19 protein-coding genes are annotated in these 24,754 nt (G+C 42.4%); 3 read left to right on the plus strand and 16 right to left on the minus strand.

Annotated elements, in window-relative coordinates; all coding sequences use genetic code 11:
• Position 1: 1 nt before the first annotated feature.
• The 4 genes from OCV88_RS14210 to OCV88_RS14225 all read right to left on the minus strand — a co-directional run bounded on the left by OCV88_RS14210 (position 2) and on the right by OCV88_RS14225 (position 4,184).
• Positions 2-412 (minus strand): hypothetical protein, encoded by a 411-nt coding sequence (locus OCV88_RS14210; protein WP_158426106.1) that lies wholly within the window; start codon positions 410-412, stop codon positions 2-4.
• Positions 409-1,944 carry a fucose isomerase gene (locus OCV88_RS14215; protein ID WP_158426107.1) on the minus strand — a complete coding sequence of 512 codons (1,536 nt, stop codon included), beginning with the start codon at positions 1,942-1,944 and terminating at the stop codon, positions 409-411. The genes OCV88_RS14210 and OCV88_RS14215 overlap by 4 nt, the downstream gene beginning before the upstream one ends.
• Before the next feature lie 130 nt (positions 1,945-2,074).
• Positions 2,075-3,199 carry a 5-methyltetrahydropteroyltriglutamate--homocysteine S-methyltransferase gene (locus OCV88_RS14220; protein WP_262591385.1) on the minus strand — a complete coding sequence of 375 codons (1,125 nt, stop codon included), beginning with the start codon at positions 3,197-3,199 and terminating at the stop codon, positions 2,075-2,077.
• A gap of 79 nt (positions 3,200-3,278) precedes the next feature.
• A complete protein-coding gene (locus OCV88_RS14225) occupies positions 3,279-4,184 on the minus strand; it encodes a LysR family transcriptional regulator (protein WP_158426108.1) in 906 nt (301 codons plus the stop codon).
• 149 nt (positions 4,185-4,333) lie between these two features.
• Here OCV88_RS14225 and OCV88_RS14230 point away from each other — a divergent pair, with 149 nt between their 5' ends.
• Together OCV88_RS14230 and OCV88_RS14235 are read left to right on the plus strand one after the other, a co-directional pair.
• Entirely contained in the window at positions 4,334-5,581 is a 1,248-nt protein-coding gene (locus tag OCV88_RS14230; RefSeq protein ID WP_158426109.1) for a tRNA(Met) cytidine acetate ligase, read from the plus strand.
• Between the two features lie 352 nt (positions 5,582-5,933).
• A complete protein-coding gene (locus OCV88_RS14235) occupies positions 5,934-9,404 on the plus strand; it encodes a pyruvate carboxylase (RefSeq protein WP_158426110.1) in 3,471 nt (1,156 codons plus the stop codon).
• A 186-nt stretch (positions 9,405-9,590) separates the two neighbouring features.
• On the opposite strand, the gene OCV88_RS14240 is transcribed toward OCV88_RS14235, so the two are convergent.
• From OCV88_RS14240 to OCV88_RS14265, 6 genes are all read right to left on the minus strand, one after another.
• A complete protein-coding gene (locus tag OCV88_RS14240; RefSeq protein WP_158426111.1) occupies positions 9,591-12,287 on the minus strand; it encodes an ABC transporter permease in 2,697 nt (898 codons plus the stop codon).
• Positions 12,284-12,967 (minus strand): ABC transporter ATP-binding protein, encoded by a 684-nt coding sequence (locus OCV88_RS14245; protein WP_158426112.1) that lies wholly within the window; start codon positions 12,965-12,967, stop codon positions 12,284-12,286. Before OCV88_RS14245 ends, OCV88_RS14240 begins: the two co-directional genes overlap by 4 nt.
• 172 nt (positions 12,968-13,139) lie before the next feature.
• Positions 13,140-14,141, minus strand: a complete 1,002-nt coding sequence (locus OCV88_RS14250; protein ID WP_158426113.1) for a sensor histidine kinase — start codon at positions 14,139-14,141, stop codon at positions 13,140-13,142.
• Positions 14,142-14,144: 3 nt separating this feature from the next.
• Positions 14,145-14,816 carry a response regulator transcription factor gene (locus tag OCV88_RS14255; protein ID WP_158426114.1) on the minus strand — a complete coding sequence of 224 codons (672 nt, stop codon included), beginning with the start codon at positions 14,814-14,816 and terminating at the stop codon, positions 14,145-14,147.
• Positions 14,817-14,911: 95 nt separating this feature from the next.
• A complete protein-coding gene (locus OCV88_RS14260; RefSeq protein WP_158426115.1) occupies positions 14,912-16,087 on the minus strand; it encodes a phosphoribosylaminoimidazolecarboxamide formyltransferase in 1,176 nt (391 codons plus the stop codon).
• 12 nt (positions 16,088-16,099) lie between these two features.
• Complete coding sequence (locus OCV88_RS14265) at positions 16,100-16,813, minus strand: IMP cyclohydrolase (RefSeq protein WP_158426116.1); 714 nt, start codon at positions 16,811-16,813, stop codon at positions 16,100-16,102.
• A 583-nt stretch (positions 16,814-17,396) separates the two neighbouring features.
• Between OCV88_RS14265 and OCV88_RS14270 the strand changes: the two genes are divergently transcribed.
• Positions 17,397-17,873 carry an RNA polymerase sigma factor gene (locus OCV88_RS14270; protein WP_158426117.1) on the plus strand — a complete coding sequence of 159 codons (477 nt, stop codon included), beginning with the start codon at positions 17,397-17,399 and terminating at the stop codon, positions 17,871-17,873.
• A gap of 107 nt (positions 17,874-17,980) precedes the next feature.
• Here OCV88_RS14270 and OCV88_RS14275 read toward each other — a convergent pair whose 3' ends face one another.
• The 6 genes from OCV88_RS14275 to coaE form a co-directional block, all read right to left on the minus strand.
• On the minus strand, positions 17,981-19,756 hold the full coding sequence (locus OCV88_RS14275; protein WP_262591388.1) for a hypothetical protein: 1,776 nt from the start codon (positions 19,754-19,756) through the stop codon (positions 17,981-17,983).
• A gap of 308 nt (positions 19,757-20,064) precedes the next feature.
• Positions 20,065-21,432 carry an MATE family efflux transporter gene (locus tag OCV88_RS14280; RefSeq protein ID WP_262591390.1) on the minus strand — a complete coding sequence of 456 codons (1,368 nt, stop codon included), beginning with the start codon at positions 21,430-21,432 and terminating at the stop codon, positions 20,065-20,067.
• A 123-nt stretch (positions 21,433-21,555) separates the two neighbouring features.
• On the minus strand, positions 21,556-22,920 hold the full coding sequence (locus tag OCV88_RS14285; RefSeq protein ID WP_158426118.1) for a PFL family protein: 1,365 nt from the start codon (positions 22,918-22,920) through the stop codon (positions 21,556-21,558).
• A gap of 27 nt (positions 22,921-22,947) precedes the next feature.
• The gene (locus tag OCV88_RS14290) at positions 22,948-23,232 is read right to left on the minus strand and encodes an ACT domain-containing protein (RefSeq protein WP_158426119.1); all 285 of its coding nucleotides are present in this window, start codon (positions 23,230-23,232) and stop codon (positions 22,948-22,950) included.
• A 70-nt stretch (positions 23,233-23,302) separates the two neighbouring features.
• Positions 23,303-24,100: an MBL fold metallo-hydrolase gene (locus tag OCV88_RS14295; protein ID WP_158426120.1), complete on the minus strand. Its 798-nt coding sequence runs from the start codon at positions 24,098-24,100 to the stop codon at positions 23,303-23,305.
• 2 nt (positions 24,101-24,102) lie between these two features.
• Positions 24,103-24,741: a dephospho-CoA kinase gene (coaE, locus tag OCV88_RS14300; RefSeq protein WP_158426121.1), complete on the minus strand. Its 639-nt coding sequence runs from the start codon at positions 24,739-24,741 to the stop codon at positions 24,103-24,105.
• Positions 24,742-24,754: the final 13 nt, after the last annotated feature.

Genomic DNA, 24,754 nt, shown 5'->3' on the forward strand with positions numbered 1-24,754 from the left:
ATTACTGCCTCCCTGCCTCAAACACTGCTCTGGCAATATCCTGTGTCGTTTCAAAATATGCTGTCTTTTCTACAGGAAAAGTGATGCCAAACCCTTTCTGAATCGCCATATACAAAAGTATTTTCTTATTCATGGAAGAAGTAACTCCGTCGCAGGAAGCCGCACTGTCAGCTTTAAAAGCATCCTGTTTTTCCAGCTGGACAGCCTTTGCCACACTCAGTTCAGAAAGTTCTGAAATATCATAAATTCCCTGTGCAGTCTCATGCAGAAGATATTTATACAGTATAAACTGATATAAATCCTCATGGAGCAGTTCCGGGGTATGGTAGACTGTCCGCTGCATCTTTTCCAGAAGTGCAGCGGCAGCCTGACGGCTTTGTAATAATGTTTTATTTACTTTCAGGATACTCATGCGGTAACGACTTCCAGACCATATGCCTTGCCAAGCATAATCAGTTCTTTTGTATAATCACCGTACACAAGCGGACAATGATTTCCAAAATTAATTTGTTTATAGAAGAAATCTTCCTGGTCTTCTACTGTAAAAAATACTCCCTGATCACAATTCATTCTATCATAACCAGCCCCTCCACAAATCGTTGCTTTTGCCACAAATAATTGATTACCATCCGGCGAAATTTTTGCCAGTGTAATTTCCTGTCCATTATCCTGGCCAAAATCATAACGGAACGTTGCACCGAATCCGCCGTGTGCAAATGGTGCAATACCATAAGATCCTGTCTTAGCTGAAAGACCTTTTAACTTTCTGTTTGGCGTAGAATGGAAGGACAAATAAAGATTTGCCCGATCTGCATCTTTGATATTTTGAATATCATCTTCTCCTATATTCTGCAAAGTAACCATTTTGCCGTCTTCATCATAATATACACAATTGGTATTTCCCATATATGGTGCTTTTCCGGACAGGTTTGTCAGCATTACCATAGTTACCAGCGAATTGATATCAAATTCACATGCAGAAGGAATACCCTGTTCATTATTTAATGAGTGTGTCAGACAAAATGTAATCTGTTCTTCATTCATTCTTCTTGTAGAACAGATATCCGGACATGGAATAGTAAACGCATTACAATCATTAAATTCCATGAGTTTCTGAACGGTTACATATGCTACTACAGATTTTTTCAGTTTCTCCCTTTCCATTTTATTAAACTGAGCGCCTGCAATTAATTCATCTGTTATCTTTTCTACCAGCACCATATCTTCTTCATTAATATTAAGAGCTTTTCTTCCCGGAAGCGTTGGATTTGTGGTAGGATCCACCATATGTGTCTGATCAATTAACTCATGGGCATTTATATTTCGGAACCGAATTCCGAACTTATCTGCAATTTCATTGATATTTACAAATGTATCCGGCGTACTGAAAGATGTTGTAGAATTGAATCTGGACGCAAGCAGTACTCTTGTCTCTGCCAAAGCTTTTTTAGCACGCATTACCCGCAGATGGGTCCGCAGATCGTCCCATGTACGATAAGAGTATGATTCAAGCCCTCTGGCCCGAACAGCGGCTGTATTCAATGCCGGACCACAGCATTGCTGAGGTGCAACTCCCATAGGTTTCTTATAACGCTGTGCAAACTCCAGATATAGATCTCCTCTTCCGATTCCGGTAGAAAAAATAAAAAAATCTACCTGTTCAATATCCTCTGCCATCTTTAAAAACATATCTTCCTTCGTTACAAACCAGTCATCTCTTTCCACATAAATAGGATCAAGAATCTCAATCCCATCCATTGTAATATTTTTCGAAATATTATTTTTGAACTTTTTATAAAGTTCCTGAGCCATCATAACCTCATATGACTTTTCCAGCTGCTCTCCTTTTCCAAATCTGCATGGCCCTTCATATGAATATTCATGAATAATTGCCAGAAATACTGGCCGAACCCGCAACACTACATCTACACTTTTCTTAATCATTGGTAAATACCTCCTGCTTTATGTTTTATGGATTTTATTATATCTGATACTCACTTCTTCTACCAAATGCATAAATGAAGGGATCCATGCAATTAAGCATAGATCCCGCAGACCAGCAATATTTGCAGCATTAACTCCAGACTTTCTCTGCAATACTTTTGACCAGTTCTACCTTTCTCCACTGTTCCTCTTCTGTGAGAAGATTCCCTTCTTCGGTAGATGAAAAACCGCACTGAGGACTGATACACAGCTGTTTTAACGGAACATATTGCTGTGCTTTGCAGATTTTTTCCACAATTTCCTGTTCACATTCCAGCTTCGGATCTTTGGATGTAACAAGTCCAAGAACCACCTTCTGATTTCTTATAAAGCGGAGAGGTGCAAAATCTCCTGCCCGGTCAGAATCATATTCCAGGAAAAAACCATCCACATGACAGCCCCCAAATAAAATTTCAGCTACCGGCTCATAACCGCCGCTGGAAAACCAGGTAGATCTGAAATTTCCTCTGCAGACATGCATTGTAATCACCATATCATCCGGTTTTACTTCCAGAATGCGATTCAGCATATCTACATATTTTTGCGCAGTCACATCCAGATCCAAACCGCGTTCTGCATATGCCTCGCGTTTGCTCAAATCACAAAACTCTCCCCATGAAGTATCATCAAACTGCAGATAACGACATCCCGCCGCATAAAATGCCTGAACAGCATCCTGATAGGCCGCTGCAATATCCGCAAACAGGACGTCTTCCTCCCGGTATCTCTCAAGAGGCTTGTAATTCTCTTCTCTGACACAACACATTAAATGGAGCATTGACGGAGACGGTATTGTTTGTTTTACAACAGTATTCCCGGCCACAGACTTCATGAATTTAAAATCTTCTAAAAACGGATGCCGGCCAAACCCAATTTTCCCTGTTATTTTAACAGTAGCAGGTTTTGGCTGTTCTCCTTGAAACTCTACAGACCAGTGTTCTGCGCCAATTTCTGCAACACCTTCTAATGCTGCAAAAAAATCCAGATGCCAGTAGCGCCTTCTGAACTCACCATCCGTCACAGCCGGCAGACCTGCTTCTTTTTCCTTCATGACCAGTTCTCTGACTGCTTCATTTTCAACCGCTGTCAAATCCTTTTTCTTTATTTCTCCTTTTGAAAACTTCTCTCTTGCTTTCTTCAGCTTATCCGGTCTCAAAAAACTTCCCACCACTTCAAAAGGATATGGTGCTTTTTCCATATTCATATAATTGCTCATTGCGAATCCTCCTTGCATTTCTCAGGTTACTTTAACATAAGAGGATTACTATGCGTTAATACAAATAATCAATCGCCATCTATAGAAAAAAACTATATTTATTCAAATGTTCAAGATAACGTTTCGCAGTTTCACTCAAGGGCATTTCAGCAGCATGAATATAGCCGATTTCCATTTTCTCTTCACGGGCCAGCGGAACAGATACAATTTCCGTTCCATTCAAATCGCTGCTTAAAATCCCGGAACAAATAGTATAACCATTCAAACCAATCAGCAAATTAAACAGCGTAGCACGGTCTGTTACAACAATACTTTTAGGACTTTCTTCTGTACTGTACGGCTCTTCCGCAAAATAAAAAGAGTTATTGATTCCCTGCTCATATGTCAGTCTGGGATAATCCTGCAAATCAGCCATCGCCACTTTCTCCTTCCCGGCCAGGGGATTTTTTCTGCTGACAAATACATGAGGTCTTGCCAAAAACAGCGGAACAAATGAAAGCTCTGCCTTCTCAAACATCCGCATCATAACATCATGATTAAAATCATTCAGAAACAAAATTCCAAGTTCACTCCTTTTCGTACGCACATCCTCAATTATATCAAATGTCTTTGACTCTCTCAGGGAAAATTCATACTTGTTTTTTCCGTATTCTTTTATCAGTTCCACAAATGCATTTACAACAAATGCATAATGCTGGGCCGATATAGCAAAAACTCTGCGCACAGGAGTTCCTTTTTTGTATTTCTGCTCCAGAAGCTGAGCCTGTTCTACTACCTGGCGGGCATAAGCCAGAAACCTTGTTCCTTCTTCTGACAGATAAACCCCTCTGTTATTACGGCAAAATATTGTAATCCCCATTTCTTTTTCCAGATCCGTTACAGCCTTAGAAAGACTTGGCTGAGTAATAAATAACTTTTGTGCTGCGCCGCTGATGGAACCGGACTGCACAATCTGGATCACGTATTTTAACTGCTGTAATGTCATAACCGCTCCTTTTTATCTTTTTTATTTCTGCTTATTTATAAAACGATAGTACACAAACCTTTCAAATTCTGCAATTACAAATTTTCTTGTACTGCCGCGGCCTCCGTGTTATGATTTCTGAAATATAAGAATTCAATCAGGAGACTTTTATGAATATTACAGGAATTATTGCTGAATACAATCCATTCCATAACGGACATGCATATCACATAGAAGAAACCAGAAAACAAACTCAGGCAGACTATATTATCGCCATCATCAGCGGTAATTTTGTGCAGAGAGGCGCACCCGCCGCTGCAGACAAATATCTTAGAACACGGCTGGCTCTCCTTGGAGGCGCAGATCTTGTTCTGGAACTGCCTGTTTTCGGAGCTGTTTCAAGCGCTGAAACATTTGCAAAAAGCGGCATTCATATTCTGGACAGGCTAAACTGTGTTACACATATCAGTTTTGGCGCAGAGTCCCCGGATACAGACCGGCTCTTTTCTCTGGCCGCATTATTTGCAGGGGAGCCGGCTCCCTACCGCGAACTTCTCTCCTCTTATTTAAAAGAAGGACTTTCCTTCCCGGCGGCCCGGCAGGCTGCGGCAGTGAAATATCTGCATCTTGATGCAGACCCCTCTGCTTTAAATCTGCCCAACAACATTCTCGGCATCGAATATTTAAAAGCTCTCATGCAGTCTGACTCTGATTTAATTCCATGTATCATCCCCCGTCAGGGCAGCAGCTACCACGATACGGATATCCACAGAGGGTTTTCCTCCGCCACCGCCCTGCGGAAAGCTATTTTCGCCTCCAAGGAGCTCTCCGTCACAGCCGATTCACTGTGTAATCTTAAAAACCAGATGCCGGATGCCTGCTATCAAGCAGTAAAAGACTGGGCCGCTCATAATTTCTTTCTGCAGGAAGATGATTTTTCCAGCCTCCTTCATTATAAGCTGCTTCTAAATAACGGACGATACGCAGAATTTGGCGAAGGTTCTTTACAGCTTTTTGGCAGAATCAAACACACACTGGAACAATTTAGAAGTTTTTCTCAATTCTGCAGTATCCTGAAAACCAAAGACCGCACTTACACTTCCATTGCCAGATATTTGATTCACCTGCTTCTTGGCATAACGGGGGAGAGTCTCTGTCTTTTTCAGAAATATGACTGCGCGCCTTATGTAAGGATACTGGGATTTAAAAAATCTGCAGCGCCCCTTTTAACTTTGCTAAAGCAAAGCAGCATTCCGGTAATCAGCAGATTATCTTCTGATTATCAGGATTTATCTGATGAAAGAAAACAGCTTCTTGAGCTTGAGATCCGCAGCGCTCACATTTACAACAGCATTCAGACCGGTAAAACGGGATACCCTGTAAAAAATGAATTTCGCCGGTCCCTTATCATACTTTAAACGCCAGATCTGCAGATAATTTTTTTGCTGCCCCAAAATATATTTGCGGGGCAGCATTTTTTCGTACACTCTTCATTTTGAGCCGTGTTTTGACGGTATACCTGTCATTTTATTAGCAAAAATGAATTATTTTGTTTTAAATCCTGCATTTTTATTTGTCTTTTTCTTAACAAAGTCTATTTCTGCGTTATTTTTTGCATAATATAGAATTTTCACTTGCAGTATTTTGAACTTTCCAATATAATTGTGTCATGCGGTCATTTGTCCGCGTGACGCAAAATAAATCTGAGGGGATTTATTTTCCCAGATGCCTGATACCAGGCATCCGAAAATGAGTGAGGAGTCTAATTGAATGAAAAACACAACAATCAAACCATTCAAAAAGGTTCTGGTGGCGAACCGGGGCGAAATCGCCATCCGAGTATTCCGGGCTTTAAATGAGCTTGGGATTACAACCGTCGGTATTTTTTCCAAGGAAGACCGCTATGCGCTTTTCCGTACAAAAGCAGATGAGGCTTATCCGTTAAATCCGGAAAAAGGTCCCATTGATGCTTATCTTGATATCGACACCATTATTAAAATTGCATTGTCCGCAAATGTGGACGCAATTCATCCGGGGTATGGCTTTTTATCAGAAAATCCTGATTTTGTAGACGCCTGCGAAAAAAACGGCATTGTTTTCATTGGTCCTTCCAGCGATATTATGAACGCTATGGGAGATAAAATTTCTTCCAAGCAGATGGCCATTGATGCAGAAGTACCGATTATTCCAGGTGTGGACCATGCCATTAAAGAATATGACGAAGCTGCAAAAATCGCAGCGCAGGTTGGTTTTCCAATTATGCTGAAAGCCTCAAACGGCGGCGGCGGACGCGGTATGCGTATCGTCAACTGCATGGAAGACCTTGGCAGAGAATTTGAAGAAGCAAAAAATGAATCCAAAAAAGCATTTGGCGATGACAAGATTTTTATTGAAAAATATCTTCGCAGTCCAAAACATATTGAGGTTCAGATCCTTGGGGACAACTACGGCAATGTAGTACACCTCTTTGACCGCGACTGTTCCGTACAGCGCCGTCACCAGAAAGTTGTTGAGTACGCTCCTGCTTTTTCTGTTCCGGAACAGACAAGACAGATCATCTTTGACAGCGCCATCCGTCTTGCAAAAAAAGTAGGCTACCGAAATGCCGGCACGCTGGAATTTCTTGTAGATGCTGACAATCATCCGTATTTTATCGAGATGAATCCACGTATTCAGGTGGAGCATACCGTCAGCGAAATGGTTACGGGAATTGATCTGGTGCAGTCTCAGATTCTGATCGCAGAAGGCTATCCGCTGGATTCAAAAGAAATCAGTATATCTTCTCAGGATTCCATCCACTGCAATGGATATTCTATCCAGACCCGTGTTACAACCGAGGATCCCAGTAATAACTTCCTTCCTGATACGGGAGAGATTACCGTATACCGTTCCGGTTCCGGAAATGGTATCCGTCTGGACGGCGGAAACGCTTACACAGGCGCAGTGATTTCCCCATACTATGACAGTCTTCTTGTAAAGGCCATCTCACATGACCGTACCTTTGAAGGCGCCGTACGCAAGTCCATCCGGGCAATGCGGGAAATGAGAATCCGCGGTGTCAAAACGAATATTCCGTTTCTGATCAATGTCTTGAATCACTCTAAATTCGTAAATGGACAGTGCTACACTACTTTTATCGAAGAAACTCCGGAATTATTCCAGTTAGAGCGGGGACAGGACCGGGCAACCAAGATTATTGAATTCCTGGGTGATAAAATTGTAAATTCCACCACAGGGCCAAAAGGTTTTTATGAAAACCGGGTGCTTCCAAAATATGACAGAACTGCTCCTGTATACGGCGCCAGAGATGAATTTTTAAAACTGGGCGCTGAAGGATTTATGCAGAAAATAAAAAATGATAAAAAACTGTATGTCACAGATACTACTATGCGTGATGCACAGCAGTCTCTGATGGCAACCCGCATGAGAACCAAAGACCTCTGCGGCGCCGCTTACGCTACCAACGCATTTATGCAGAATGCATTTTCTGTGGAAGCCTGGGGCGGGGCAACCTATGATACTGCATACCGTTTTCTGAAAGAATCACCCTGGAAACGTCTGACGCTGTTAAGAGAAAGAATGCCAAACACACTGATTCAGATGCTGCTGCGGGCATCCAACGCAGTTGGATACAGCAACTATCCGGATAATGTGGTAAAAGAATTTATCCGCATTTCTGCAGAACACGGCATTGATGTATTCCGTGTATTCGATAGTTTAAACTGGGTGGAGAACATGAAGATGCCTATTGAGGAATCTTTAAAGACCGGTAAAATTGTAGAGGGTACGATCTGCTACACCGGAGATATTACAAGCCCGTCTGAAACCAAATATACACTGGATTACTATGTGAAAAAAGCTCTGGAACTGGAGGCTTTAGGATGCCACGCAATTGCCATCAAGGATATGGCGGGCCTGTTAAAACCTCTGGCTGCAAAAAAACTTGTAACAGCCTTAAAAGATGAATTAAACGTTCCTCTGCATTTACATACACACGATTCCACAGGAAACGGCGTAAGCTCTGTATTAATGGCCGCTGAAGCAGGTGTTGATATTGTGGACCTTGCAATTGAATCCATGTCCTCTCTCACCAGCCAGCCATCCATGAACGCTGTTACAGAAGCCCTTCGCGGCACCCAGCGCGATACCGGACTGGATTTTGAACAGCTGGATGAATTAAGCCGCTACTATGGCAGAATCCGTAAAGTTTACGCTGCTTTTGAAAGTGATATGAAAGCTCCAAATGCGGAAATCTACAAATATGAAATTCCCGGCGGACAGTATTCAAACCTTTTAGCTCAGGTTACCAGCATGGGATCTGCCGATGACTTTGAATCAATTAAGTCTCTGTATAAAGATGCCAACGATCTCCTTGGAAATATTGTTAAAGTTACCCCAACTTCCAAGGCGGTAGGCGATCTGGCAATCTTCATGTTTAAAAATAATCTGACTAAGGAAAATATTCTCACAGCCGGCGCAGGACTTTCCTATCCGGACTCTGTAGTTGATTACTTTAAAGGCATGATGGGACAGCCGGACGGCGGTTTCCCTGCAGCCCTTCAGAAAATTGTCCTGAAAGATATTGAACCATTAACAGAGCGCCCAGGCAGACTTCTTCCTCCGGAAGATCTAGAAGCAATTAAAAAGCACCTGATCGAAAAGTACCATTATGAAGATAAGAGTGAAGAAGTCATGCAGCAAAAAGCCATCAGCTATGCATTATATCCGAAAGTATATGAAGATTACTGCGACCATTTTGAAATGTATAATGATGTCACCCGTCTGGAAAGTCATGTATATTTCTATGGACTGCGCAAAGGAGAAGAAACTTATCTGACACTGGGCGAAGGAAAAGAAGTCCTGATTAAATATCTTGAAGCAAGCGATCCGGATGTACACGGAATCCGCACTTTAAGCTTCCAGGTAAACGGTTCCATCCGTACGGTCCGGGTTCAGGATAAGAATCTTGAAATCAAAGCTGACCAGAAGCTGAAAGCGGATAAATCCAATCCATGCCACCTTGGCTCTTCCATTCCTGGAACAGTTGGAAAAGTCCTTGTAAAAGAAGGCGACAAAGTTACAGAGAATATGCCTTTGATGACAGTGGAAGCTATGAAGATGGAAACAACCGTTGTATCAAAAGTAAACGGCAGCGTAGATAAGATTTATGTTTCTGCCGGTGACAGCGTAAATCAGGATGATTTACTTGTATCCTTTATCATTGAGGAAGAGGCGGAATAAACCTACATTACCGGAGATGTTTATAAACAATACTTTTTGATTCTGCGGGAAATATTTCCTGCAGAATCTGATACCAAAAACAATACAAACAAATCGTTAATCAAACAATTTCTTACATACCAAAAAAGCAAAAAGAAATTCCCTGTCAGCCACCCGGCCGGCAGGGAATTTCTTTTCCTGTTATACCTAAATATTTTCTGCCTTCAGCGCATCTATCAGATTTTCCTTCTGAAGTCTTTTCACCGCAAACCTTGCTGTTAAAAACACAATCACAAATACAGATATAACCGCAATGAGTACGGATTTCCCTGGTATTACAAAATATGCGTCTACAGCCTGCAGCACCAGCACATACATACAAAGCGTCCCAAGAAATGCAATGGGGATTCCAAAGATCAGCGACCGGACACCGTATAAAATGCATTCATAGCGCAGCATATTCCGGATTCCTTTTTTGGTGATTCCTATACTGGCAAGCATTGCAAAATCCCGTTTTCTGAGAGCAATATTTGTGGACAGCGTATGAAAGACATTTGCCACGGCAATCAGCGAAATCATAATAATAAATCCATAAGAAAATACATTAATAATGATCAGAAGATTCTGATTCGTCTCATCATCCGCCACCCGGTCATAAATATTCAGATCTCCGGAAGGCAGGCCGGCGTTTGAGAGCACTTTTTTCATTTCTGCTGTCAGTGTCTCATGATTATCGGTCTTAAAATAACAGGTAACACTGCCTCCTAACTCCCGGGGAGCTGCTGAATAAGGATAAATCATCAGCACCGTGCCTCTGTCTGTGGGAACCCCAAGAGGCGCTTCGCTGACAAGATCTCCAATCTGCACCTTCTCATACTCAGCCGGAATCTTCACCTCATTTAAAAGATTTCCCTGCTGATCATACTCTTCCTGTTCCCCTTCCCGCACATAATAATACATATACTGCCAGGTACCGTCCTCTCCAATCTCCATTCCGCCTCCCACATTATTGTATCCCTTCTTTTCCGGGACCGCCTTTACCTTTAAAACAGAGGTGACATCCTGTTTAAAATATTCAAACTGATAGGTGATTCTGCTGTCATTTTCCCACAGTGTCTGCTTTCCGGTATTATATACAACAGCAGGGGGATTGTCAGAGTTTAGATATTTTTTCGTTTCCAGTCCCTGCTCCTTTAAAAACGCCTCATATGCGGTATCCTCAAGATAAAACTTATATGCGGTAAATGCAAGACCTGAATCTTTAACATCATCCGTAAAACCTCCTGCTGCCTGCTGAAACTTAACCTGGCTTTCTGCCAGATCATCTGGCAGAATCACGATATCACAAATATCACTGCTGCTGTAAGCCATCTCCTTTGTTTCAGAAAGATTTGAAAGCACATTAAGCGTTTCCTGCTGATATTCCGGCATTTGATACCAGAGATCATAATTGGATGTTACCACACTTACACTTACTACCGACCTTAAATACATGGTAAAACTGCTGACAGATAAAAACAGAATAATACTCAAAGCCAGAGAAGCAATGGTCGTCCGGTATTTTTTTCTGCTTCTGATAAAATATTTTCTTCCAAGCATCCCTTCTAGTCCAAATACCTTTAAAAACAGCCGGGAGGTTTTCACACTTTTATTCTGATTCGTGATATCATTCTGCTGGCGGATGGCCTCAATGGCTGTTACTCTGGCTGCTCTTCTGGCAGGAATCCACACCGAAATAAATACTGTGCACAGGGTGATTCCTGCAGCAAGCAGTATTGAAATCAATGAAACGTGAAGTGTCACATCATAAGGAGACTCCAGCAGACTGTGAAATTTATCTCCGATAAAATGAAAGGTGATTCCCATACCTGCCAGCCCCAGACAGATGCCCAGAGGGATTCCGGCAAGTGAAACAAATCCCGCCTCCCAGAAAACACTTTGTTTAATCTGCCTCTTTGTTGCGCCAATAGAAGACAGCAGGCCAAACTGTTTGGTCCGTTCGCTGACGGAAATAGAAAAAGCGCTGTAAATAAGGGAAATGGATCCTGTCAAAACTAAAATACCAAATATCACCGCAAAACCATATATAATAACAGACCAGTTAGAAAACTTGATTACCCCGGCAAACATCAAAAGATTCCAGTTTTGTTCCACAGAATAATCTGCCAGCTGATGCCGCTCAATATAGGCATCCATAAGTTTGCCCGGATTTTTAATATTCAGATACAAATCATATCCATCTGTTTTAGAAACCAGCTGTTGGGAATAGGTTAATGCCGTATAGCCCGGTGCTGTATACCCTTCAAATTCCGGCCGTTCATAAATTCCAACTACCTGATATGTTTTATTTCCGGTCTTTTCTAAGTTTTCTTTGCCGTCTCCATACCAGGCATCATCCTGAGTTAATTTTTCACCCAGGACAGATTTCCGGTCTCCCAGCTTTAGGGAAAGGGTATCTCCATTTTTATATACAACATTCCCATTATAGTTTAAATGCTCCGGAATCAGAATTTCTCCATCATTTTCCGGCATCCGTCCGGACACCAGATGCACCGGCATAATATCAAAAAACGTCTGGTCTGCCGCCGCAACATACAAATACGGTTTATATTCATTCTCACTGTCAATAAAAGCATATCCAACATAACGGGCCGCTGCTGCATATACCGTTTCATCATCCTGCTTACATTCCTCTAGTACATCACTCCCCGCATTGGGCACATGCAGATAATAATTGCCATCCCTGTATATATAGGTCTTTTCCATATAAGAAAACAGGCTTGTACAAAAGGATACCAGAGCCGTAAACAAAGCCGCCGACAGCAAAACTCCCACAATCGTTACTCCGGTCCGCATACGGTTTTCTTTCATGGTTTTAAAGGTTACTTTCTGAAAAACATTCATCTGCCCATCACCTCATCCCGGGTAATTTTCCCATCTTCAATTGCAATCATGCGGTCTGCCTGAAGGGCAATATTTTCATCGTGGGTGATCATGATAAGCGTCTGCTGATATTTTACATTTGACAGCTTCAGCAGTTCTACAATTTCCTGGCTATTGCGGGAATCCAGATTTCCGGTAGGCTCATCTGCCAGAACAACCGCCGGGGCATTCATCAGCGCTCTCCCGATAGATACTCTCTGCTGCTGACCTCCGGAAAGCTGGTTTGGAAGATGATTCTCTCTGCCTTTCAGTCCCAGAATATCTGTTAGCTCCCCAAGGCGCTCCTGATTAATATCTCTTCCGTCCATCAGCACCGGCAGCGTCATATTTTCCATTACATTTAAAACCGGAATCAGATTATAAAACTGATAAATCAGCCCCACTTCCCTGCGCCTGAAAACCGCCAGCTGCTCATCTGTCCCCCCATAAATATCCTGACCATTCATAAAAACTTTTCCGGATGTGGGCTTATCTACACCTCCCAGAATATGAAGCAGCGTAGACTTTCCGGAGCCCGACGGGCCTATAATAGAGATAAATTCTCCTTTGTTTACAGAAAAAGAAATACCGTCCAGCGCCTTTACTGTATTGGTTCCCTCTCCATAATATTTCTTAAGATTTTCAACTCTGAGAATTTCCATGAAAACTCTTCTCCTTTTTCTTTTCTGCTCTCAGCATAACAGGCTCAAATGACGTCCCGATGACTTTTAAGTGACAGAATTGTCACATATCATATCCATCAAAAAACAGCGCCCCATCCCTGCCCCGGGCCTTACACTCCACAGTTCTTATTATGAAATCTTCTGGAACTTTTTATATCACACTCTTATAAAATTTAATGGTAAACAAAGCCCCTTTGTCTTTTTGATTTTCCGCTTTAATAATTCCGTCCTGACGTACAATAATCATCCTGGCCAGCGCCAGACCAATCCCAATACTCTGGCTGCCAGCATTTTTTCCCTTATAGAACCGTTCAAACAGATGCGGCAGATCCTCTGTATCAAATCCTTCTCCGGTATCCGAAATCAATATCTCTGAATACAGTGCATTCTCTCTGGCAGTTACACTGATTTTACCTCCTGCAGGCACATGCTCCGTACAGTTTTTCAGAATATTTCCCACAGCTTCTGCAGTCCACATAAAATCTCCGCAGAAATTGCCTGACAAATTCAGCAAAAGCTCCTGTTCTCTTAATTCCATGGAAATCAAAAGGGGTTCGGCTGCTTTTTCTATTAATCGTTTTAGAGAAATTTCCTGCTTTTCAAGCTCCACGGTTCCGGCATCTAACCTTGCTGCTTTTAATAAAGCTGAAATCTGCCACTCAATCCGCTCAAGAAGCTGACTCATCTCCATAAGCTTTACCCGCCGGTCTTCTTTTGTAAGCTCCTGACTGCGCATAGAAACTGTCAACAGGTTCAGCGCAGTCAGAGGCGTCCGAATCTGGTGGGATATATCGGCAATGGAATCTGCCAGCAGAATTTTATCTTTTTTCAGCTGCTCTGCCTGCTCCCGCAGCCTGACAGTAAGCTTTACTACTTCGTTTCTTAAAAGACTTAATTCCCCCTCCTGATAGTCTGAAAAACATATCTGTTCCTCTCCGTGGAGCACAGCGTCCACACGGGAGACAAACGCTTCCATATGCCGATAACGCTTTTTCATTTCCATAAGATATAATACGATAAACACGGCACCCAGAATGCAGATTAAAAAGCCCGATTCTCTGCAAAGCAAAAACCCCAGGACAGCAGCACCTGATGATAAAACACAATATAAAATCAGATGATTTCTCACCTGCGCATTCCTTAGCAATTTCATGTCCTATTCTCCTATTCTATATCCCAGCCCGCGTACAGTTTTTATCATTTCAGGATTCTGAGGATCATCTTCCACCTTTTCCCTGAGCCTTTTAATATAAACCGTCAATGTATTATCATTTACAAACTCCCCGGATACATCCCAGATCTCCTCTAAGATTCTGCTTCTGCTCAAAATCATCCCCTGATTTCCGGCAAACAACAGCAGCAGACGGTACTCTAACGCAGACAGGCTGATTTCTCTGCCATTTTTTAACACACTTCCCTTTTCCGGATCAATCCGAAGAGCCCCCATACAGATCACGCTTCTTTTTTTTCCAGTACGCCTAAGCACGCTGCGGATTCTAGATACCAGTTCTCTTGGCCGAAACGGCTTTGAAATATAATCGTCCGCCCCCAAATCCAGCCCCGTTACTACACTATATTCATCATCAGATGCGGTGAGAAAAATCACTGGCAGATCCATCTCTTTTTTTATTGCAGAGCAGACAGAAAAACCATTGCCGTCCTGCAGGGATACATCCAGAAGGGCCAGATCATATTCTCTTTCTTTTAATCTGTCAAGAGCTTCTTTCTGGCCGCAGGCTGTAAAAAGTTCAAATCCCTCTTCCTTTAAAAACTCTGTGAGAGATTTTATAATCCATTTATCATCTTCTACCAGCAGTATTCGCGTCATAATTCTCCCCTTTTCATCATCCATTTTTATTCAGTATAACGAAAATGGCTGCAGAATTCAAATTCTGCAGCCACACACTGTTTCTCTGATTGTTTTTAATGATGGAACAGACGGATGCCTGTAAAGCACATTGCCATTCCATATTTATTGCAGGTATCAATTACATGATCATCGCGAATTGACCCGCCCGGTTCCGCAACATATTTAACGCCGCTTTTATATGCCCGCTCTATATTATCTCCAAAGGGGAAAAATGCATCAGATCCCAGAGCAACATCTGTATTTTTCGCCAGCCACGCCTTTTTCTCTTCCGGTGTAAATACCGGCGGTTTCACCTTAAAGATTGTCTCCCAGACGCCGTCGGCCAGCACATCCATATACTCCTCACCCATATACACATCAATGGCATTGTCTCTGTCTGCCCGTTTAATGCCGGCCACAAACTGAAGGCCCATAACCTGGGGAGACTGGCGCAAAAACCAGTTATCTGCTTTCTGTCCTGCAAGACGGGTACAGTGAATCCTGGACTGCTGTCCTGCTCCGATTCCAATAGCCTGTCCGCCTTTCGCATAGCATACAGAATTAGACTGTGTATACTTCAGAGTAATCAAAGCAATCAATAAATCAATCTGGGCAAGTTCCGGAATCTCTTTATTTTCCGTTACAATATTTTTTAGCATATCTTTGTCTATTTTCAGTTCATTCCGGCCCTGCTCAAAGGTAATTCCAAATACCTCTTTATGCTCCACCGGATTTGGAACATATTCCGGATCTATTTCAATGACATTATATTTTCCGCCTTTTTTTCCTTTCAGAATCTCTAACGCTTCTGGTTCATATCCGGGCGCAATGACTCCGTCTGATACCTCACGCTTAATAATCTTTGCAGTAGATACATCGCACACATCTGATAAAGAAATAAAATCTCCAAAGGAAGACATACGGTCCGCACCTCTGGCTCTTGCATAGGCGCAGGCAAGGGGAGATAATTCTCCTAAATCATCCACCCAGTATATTTTACTTTCTGTATCAGTCAAAGGAAGTCCTACTGCTGCCCCTGCCGGGGAAACATGTTTAAAGGATGTGGCTGCGGGAAGGCCTGTTGCCATTTTTAATTCCCGCACCAGCTGCCAGCCATTAAAAGCGTCCAGAAAATTAATATATCCTGGTTTACCGCACAGCACTTTTATTGGAAGCTCTCCTTCTTCTATATAAATTCTGGATGGTTTCTGGTTTGGATTACATCCGTATTTCAATTCTAATTCATTCATCTGTATGCCCCCTTATTGATTCTTATTTACGATTCGTGTCTCATAAGAGCCATCTTCGATATTAATGTACCGCACAAATAAAGAAACCTTATTCTCTTCATTTAAACTGTTCCAGAGCAGGTCAGTATAAGCATCAATATCATTCAGAACATCCACAAGCTCTGGTTCTCCCTCAAAGCTTGGAAGCGGACTGCCGTCTCCCATGTATGTGTGAATAAAATGGGCCTCCCCGGCTGCCGGATTTTCATATGCAAATGTATAACGGTTACAAGAGGCCGGATCCCCGTGGTTACTCTTTAAAATAGACATGGCATAGCTGTATTTTCCATCCTCCACATGCATAATACCAGAAATCCGCGGAGTGTAATTTGGTGCGTCCGGTTCAAAAGTTCTCCCCCGCAGTGACTGTTCAAAGGTCATTTGTTTGTCCATCAGTTCATAGATCGTATCTGTCTGATCTCCGTTAGTTACAATTGTTTTATTTCCAAGTACACGAACAGGAGCATAAATAATAAGACTGGGATCTTCAAGCTTTGAAGGATCAAATGCCTCCGTACGGATTCCGTCTTTTTCCTCCACAAATATACGATTTCTGCTGTTTGCGCTTCTTCCCATAATAAAGTAAGCTGTCACAGCCTTTGTTCCATCTTCTGTTTTTCCAATGATAATTCCACGTCCCGGATAATCGTTTTCTTTCAAACGTTTCTCAATTGATAACTTTTCCATACGGAAAATCCTCCTTATTAAGTATGACCAGTTCTTCTGCAAAAAGATCCCACATTCAGGACCCTCCGCCTGCAGCCAGGGGCCGCCATAACATCATCCCTCTTTAAAGCTATGAGGCACTGCCTGTCAGGACAGATAACTTTCTATTAAAGTTTAACATGAGGCCGGCCTTTTTACAACGAAGGTCCGTTTTTGATGGTATTAAATTATTTACTGGAATTTATAAGTACAATTAATATGTTTCAGTTGTAAAATAATTTATACTTTTAAATCTGTTGTCTGAAACAAATTTTGGCCAATTCTTATTTTTGGTTCCAAAGATCTTCTTATCATAACATGTTTTTTATCACACCGCTGTGTTTCCCGCCTGCTTGGGACGCCTGTTCCATATGCAGATCTGATATCTTATGTTACAGTAATAAAACCATGATCCCGCAAAGAAAGGATCATACATATTCCATGCCGTGCCCATTCCTTTTGAACGCATAAATATTTTTAAATTGCCGGGAGCGGATTTCGCTGTTGGCGCGTCATATATATTGAAGTCTTTCACAGCAAAAGATAAAGTTAGGCAGGAAATACAATGGATAAAATTACAAATGATGAGTTTGCAGATTACGCTTCAGCATATCAGACCGGCTTATACCACCTGGCATATGCAATCTTAAACAATGAAGCCGATGCACAGGATGCGGTCAGTGAAGCACTTACCAAAGCTTTTGAGCACAGAAATGATTTAAGAGACAGAACAAAATTCCGCCCTTGGATTATGAAAATTGTAATGTCTGTAGCAAAAACGATGTTAAGGAAAAGAAAGCGTTCCATTTTGACTGAAGATATTGATCTCCTTCAGTCTGGATCTGTCACAGAAACCAAATACAGCGATCTGCTGGATATGGTTATGACTCTGGAACCCAAGTTCAGAATCGTTGTGATTCTATACTATTACGAATCATTTTCTACTGTGGAAATCAGCGAAATCATGAAAATTCCGGAAGGAACCGTACGCTCCCGGCTGACACGGGCCAGGGAAAAGTTAAGGCATATGATTGAGTTATAGTTTTGATGCCAGCCAAAAAACAGATGCAAAACCAAAAACGGTTCCTGCATCTGTTTTTTATACCATAATACGAAACAGTTACCTGTCTGTATCTATATCTTTAGCTTTTATTTCGATGGGGTATAGGATACCATTTCTTTTCCGCTGTAAGATACCGTAATTTTATCACCCTTTTCTAAAAAGAGCAGATTCTCGTTTTCCGATACTTTCTGGCGGAAAATTTCCTTCTCGCCGGTGATAATATAAATATAGGTATTTCCATCAATATCAATCAGTTTTATATCAGCAATGGTAATCGTTTTACTTCCCTCTGCCTCTACAGGCTGCTTTGACGGCTCCTCTTTCTTGTCTTCTTCCTGTACTGCCTCTCCGGTGCCAATCAGATTCCTGTATTTTTGAATACATTCTTCCTGGGTAGAAGCGGTAGTTACCAGATTATACTGCTCCACATTTACTGCTGCATACAGCTTCACCAGTCCGCTGGCATCCTTTAAAACCATAATATAAGTAGGTTCTCCATCTACATTGATCAGAGACGGGAAGCTTGCCTGGTATCCTTTTTCCTGTACCTCACCTTCTGCGGCGGACATAGCCGATTTCTCATCAGCCCCGGCAATTTCATAGTAGTGAGTTTCACCTGTACGCTCATTCGCCATGATAAAACCAATATTAGAACTGTCTCCATTCACCGATGTAATGCCTGTGTAAATCCAGATATCTCCATCCTTTGCAACATATCCATAATCGGAAAGGGGAACTGCATCGTTTTGATCAGTCTCTTCATCTGTGGTATACATGGTGACACGCTTACAGCCTTTTTTTCCTATGACACTGTTAATGAAACCATTCTGCAATTTTCCATACCAGTTATACTGTTCACAAAGCAGATCGCCGTCATAAACCACATCCACCCAGTTTGGTACATCTGCAGCATCATAATACTGCGATGAGCCATCCACCGGATCCACAATAATAGCGCCCTTTACAGTTTTTCCTCCAAATAAAAATACAGTCTTTTTGTAAACAGTTGCAATATAATACGGATTTCCCTCTTCATCAATCTCAAAATGCAGATTTCCAAAAACCGCTGTAGGATAATGCATTCTGATATGTCTGGCCAGATCCTGTCCCAGATAAGCGGAAGGTACATATTTCATGCCTTCTGCAGCTTCTTTGTAATCTGCAGACATAGAAACCGGATCTACCGTTACATATCCCGGAATGCCGTCAGATCTGTTATTAATCCATTTAAAAAATCCTGCATATTCCAGAGGTGCAACCTTCAACGGAGCCTTATTGGCATCAATCTGGGTATAGTCAGAAGCCACATTATACTGACTGACCACATTTGAGAGAGAACCGATTTCACGGTCTCCAAGCATCTGTGCGGAATAAGTATCCATCAGGGCAATGGAATCCGTATTTAAAGTTTCTGCAAGGTCTTCCTCAAATACCGAATCTTCTACCTTCAAAATAGAGGAATACTTTCCCGCATGGAACATAGGAGAGCCAAGTATGGCAATTACAGCTGCTGCCAGAATAATCACTCCCGGAATTACAAATTGCTTTGTATTCTTATAATTCTGATATTCTCTCTCACTCTGCTGAATATCCCGGCTTGTAATGCTCAGAGAAAAATAGGCAATTGCTTTTACGGCCAGGAATAAAATTGTTCCGCCGATAACCGCCGCCCAGAATCCTGCTGACTGCACATTAATAGCAAACAATGTAAAGTAAAAAGTAAGCGCAAGTACAACAGCTGTGACAACAGCAGCTATCAGTATTGATTTCAGCTTAATTTTACCGGCTGCAGAATTTTTTTGCTTCTTCTGCCCCGGAGGCACCTCACAGTTTTTAAATTTTTTTTCTTTTTTCCGTTTCATATATCCTCCTTAGCAAGGGATATCAGCCGCAGTGCGATCTACAGCGGAGTGTTTTTTGCTCTATAGGAATCGGCACCTTTCAGCTTTATCACAACACAGTATCCCTATAGAGTAAAAAAAGACTTCTGCCACACACAACGTATGACAAAAGTCTTGCTGTTTAATTCTAACCGAGTGCATCTGCACTGTACTGACGATTTCGAAGCGCATTCGCGTCGCTACTCCCTTTTGCTTGCAACTATAATATAATTTTCCTTCTGCTTTGTCAACACCTTTTTTATTTCTGGATACAGCCCTGAAAGAAAGCCTCAAATCAGCTTAATACGCTGCCATTTCCCGCTTCTGAAACGAACCCGGAAGAAAATAAGCCTGAATACCCAGTCCAGTACCATTGCAAGCCACACTCCTATAACTCCAAGTCCGGCAAATCTCCCAAGAATAACGCTGAACAGTATTCTGCAGACCCACATGGAAACCATGGAAACCGTCATCGTAAATTTCACGTCATTAGAGGCCCGAAGGGCATTGGGCATTACAAAGGACGGCGCCCACAAAAACATAGCAAATCCACCGTGGATTACAAGGAGTATCACTGCCATCTGCAATGTCTCCGGGGAAAGTACATATGCTTTTAAAATTAAAGGCAGAAGCAGAAGAATCCCTCCGTTATAAAGGAACATTACTGCCATTGCAAGGCGGTTGAGTTTTTTCGTATAATATTCTGCCTGTTTGTAATCTCCTGCTCCTACACACTGGCCAATTACCGTAATCATTCCAATACCAACAGCAAATCCCGGAATCACTTCGATACCGGCTATATTATTGGCAACTGCATTTGCTGCAATCTGTACAGTACCAAAGCCGGATACAATCGCCACCACAAGAATCCTTCCAAACTGAAACATACCGTTTTCCAGACCATTTGGAACGCCGATATATAATATTTTCCGAATCAGAGTTCCGTCAAATACAGGACCTGTAATTTTCTCCAGATGCACAATCTGTTTTTTATTTAGCAGCAGAAGTGTAATTACCACAGCTGAAATCATACGCCCGGCCAAAGAACCAAGAGCGGCTCCTGCCACCCCCATATCAAGGCCAAATATAAATATGCTGTTAAAAATGATATTTACAATGTTCATTAAGGCCGCCATCCATAAGGTCACACTAGTTTTTTTCATGGATCTGAACAATGCCGCTCCCGCACTGTAAATACCTAAAAACGGATAAGAAACTGCAGAAATCATCAGATATGTCATGGCGCTTGTCATTACAGTATCGTCAACATTTCCAAAAAGACCTCCCAGCACAGGACCTTTGATCAGAAACATCAAGCCCATAATTCCCACAGAAATCAACGTTACGACAATCATAAGCTGATTCGCTGTCTGACAGGATTTTTTATGTTCCCGGTGCCCGATATACTGCGCCGCAATTACAGCTCCTCCTGTAGCCAAGGCCTCCAGAATCTGTATAATCAGCTGATTGATCATATCCACCAGGGAAACTCCCGAAACTGCTGCCTCCCCAACCCTTGAAACCATGGCCGTATCTACCACACCCACCAGCATCATTAAAAGCTGCTCAAATACCAGCGGTATCATCAGTTTCACCAGATCCTGCCTGGAAAACAGCATCTTTGATTCCTCTGCCGGCAGTTCTAATTTCCATTTCATACTCAACACTTCCTACTTTTCAGTTTTATCACAACACGGTATTTCCTATGGAGCAAAAGCAGGGAGAAATGTCTCCATTTCCCCCTGATACTCCCTCATTTATTTCACCTTCGGTGAAATTGCTTAGTTTTTGAAGCTGTGGACCGGGGCAGGGATTCGTCCTCCTCTGTTTATGAATGCTTCACAGGAGTACGGATTGACCGGCATAATGGGTGCATAACCCAGTAAACCTCCAAATTCTGCCTGGTCCCCCACGTCTTTTCCGATTACCGGAATTAAACGAACAGCTGTTGTTTTCTGATTGATCATTCCGATAGCCATCTCATCTGCAATAATACCGGACAGTGTGCTGGCTGAGGTGTCTCCCGGCACCGCAATCATATCAAGTCCCACTGAGCATACGCAGGTCATAGCCTCCAGCTTTTCCAGTGTCAGTGCATTGGCCAGCACTGCATCTATCATTCCCTGATCTTCACTTACCGGAATAAAAGCTCCGCTTAAGCCGCCTACATAGGATGACGCCATAATACCGCCCTTTTTCACCTGGTCATTTAACAGCGCCAAAGCGGCGGTAGTTCCCGGAGCTCCTGCATATTCCAGACCGATTTCTTCTAAAATTTCAGCTACACTGTCTCCAACCGCCGGTGTAGGAGCCAGGGACAGATCAATAATTCCAAAAGGAATCCCCATGCGTTTAGACGCTTCCTGGGCAACCAGCTGGCCCACTCTTGTAATTTTAAAGGCGGTCTTTTTAATGGTTTCACAAAGTACTTCAAAGTTGGCTCCCCGCACCTGCTCCAGCGCTTTTTTTACAACTCCCGGTCCGCTGACGCCCACATTAATAATAGCATCCGCTTCCGTTACGCCATGAAAGGCTCCTGCCATAAACGGGTTATCATCCGGGGCATTGCAGAATACCACAAGCTTTGCACACCCAAGAGAATCGTTTTCCTTTGTGTACTCCGCCGTCATATGTATGATCTCGCCCATAAGTTTTACGGCGTCCATATTAATACCGGTTTTTGTTGAACCAAGATTGATAGAGCTGCAGATTCTTTCCGTACATGCCAGCGCTTCCGGAATGGAACGGATCAGCAGCTCATCACTTTTTGTCATTCCCTTTGACACAAGTGCGGAATAACCTCCGATAAAATTAACTCCAACCTCTTTTGCCGCTCTGTCCAGTGTTTTTGCCAGCGTCACATAATCATCCGACGTATGGCAGGCTGCACTTCCAACCAGTGCAATAGGAGTAATGGAAATTCTCTTATTTACAATGGGAATACTATAATCCCGCTCAATCTCCCGTCCTGTCTTTACCAGATCTTTTGCCAGCGTTGTAATTTTTTCATAAATATTTTTATTTAACTTATCGAGATCAGAATCAATACAGTCCAGCAGACTGATACCCAGTGTAATTGTACGCACATCCAGGTTTTCCTGCTGAATCATTTTATTGGTCTCGTTTACCTCAAACATATTAATCATGCGTGTATTCCCCTTTATCTTTTTTCTTTACAGTCTGTGCATCTTATCAAAAATTTCTTCTCTCTGGCATTTAATGGAAACGCCAATCTCTTCACCCAGTTTTTCCAGCTGAGCTGCACATTCCGCAAAAGGTTCTGCCGCATCTTTCATATCCACAATCATCATCATATTGAAAAATCCCTGTACAATCGTCTGAGAAATATCAAGTACATTAATATGATTTTCTGAAAGATAAGTACATACTTTCGCAATAATGCCTACGGTATCTTTTCCTACTACTGTAATTACTGTTCTGTTTGCTGTATTATCCATCTCTTCCCTCCGCGGGTTCTCCCGCTGTTCCTCTCTTTGTTATATATTTCATTTATTTGAAACATCTCTTTTAGACGCAGACCAGTTCCGATACCTGGTCTCTTTTTGCTACCTGAATGGGAAAATCACTTCCTTTATAAGGACTGTCGCCCATCGTAATCTCCAGCCGCACAGCTTCGTAAGCCAGCTGTGGATAGTTGTTTTCTTTACTCAAATGGCCCAGAACTACTTTCTGGAATTTGTCATGGAGCAGTCTGCCAAGAAGCTGGCCGGACAACTCATTGGATAAATGTCCTCTGTCTCCAAGGATTCTTTTTTTCAGATAGTAGGGATAGCCTCCCACTTCCAGCATATGTACATCATGATTTGCTTCTAACAATAATACATCTAATCCCTGCAGCTTGTCCACAAGATAATCATCATATTTTCCCAGGTCGGTAAGCACTGCCATAGATTTTCCCTGGTTTTTCATCATATATGCTACAGGCTCTGCAGCATCATGAGAAGTCCTTAAAGGGCATACCGTCAGATCTCCAATCTTAAAATCCTGTTCCGGCACTACCGGATGAAACAGGCTTTCATCCACTTTCCCAATGGCCTGCCGCTCTGTAATCCACTGAATAGTTCCTGCTGTGGCATAAATGGGAATCCCGTATTTTCTGGCCAGCACTCCAAGACTTTTTATGTGGTCCACATGCTCATGAGTCACCAGTATTCCCTGTATTTCTTCCGTCTTCAGTCCAATTTCATTTAAACCGGCTTCAATCCGTTTACCACTGATCCCGGCATCCACCAGTATATGACTTTGATCTGTGCCAGCGTAAATACAGTTTCCGCTGCTTCCGCTGGCTATACTGCATAACTCCATGTTTATTCCTCCGCACCTGTCACAAATTTACCGACAGGATAAATTCCTTTTGCCTGCAAAAGCCTGTCTATCTGAGAATAAGCCTCTTTGGGCGTTTTGTTATTGTCAATCACTGCCAGACAGCTTTGTCTGTAGGCCTGTTCCGACAGCTGACTGGCAAATATATTTCGTATTTTTTCCTGGGTATATCCTCTAGATGCCATCAGGCGCTTTGTACGGTTTTCTTCTGAAGTATAGATATACCATAATTCATCACAGATTTTATCATATTGTTCTTCAATGAGCAATGCCGCTTCCAATACAACAAAATCCAGTATCTTTTCTTCCCGGGCTTTCTGAACAGTTTGCAGCACAAACGCCTTCACTTGGGGGTGTACAATGGCATTTAATGCCTCACGCTTTTCCTCACTGGAAAAAATAATTTTCGCCATAGCTGCCCGGTCAATACTTCCCTCCGGGCCAAAAATCTGCTCCTCCCGGAAGCATTCCCTGATTTTCTGATAACATTCTGTTCCCGGTTCCATCAGATCGTGGGCCACCTGGTCCGCCAGCAGAACTTCTCCATTATAATTTTTCCGAAGATAGGACAAAATCTCTGACTTTCCGGCCCCCACACCTCCTGTAATTCCTATAAAAAGCATCTTTTATTCCTCT

Source organism: Brotonthovivens ammoniilytica (assembly GCF_025566885.1).
In the GTDB taxonomy this organism is placed as follows: Bacteria; Bacillota; Clostridia; order Lachnospirales; family Lachnospiraceae; genus Brotonthovivens; species Brotonthovivens ammoniilytica.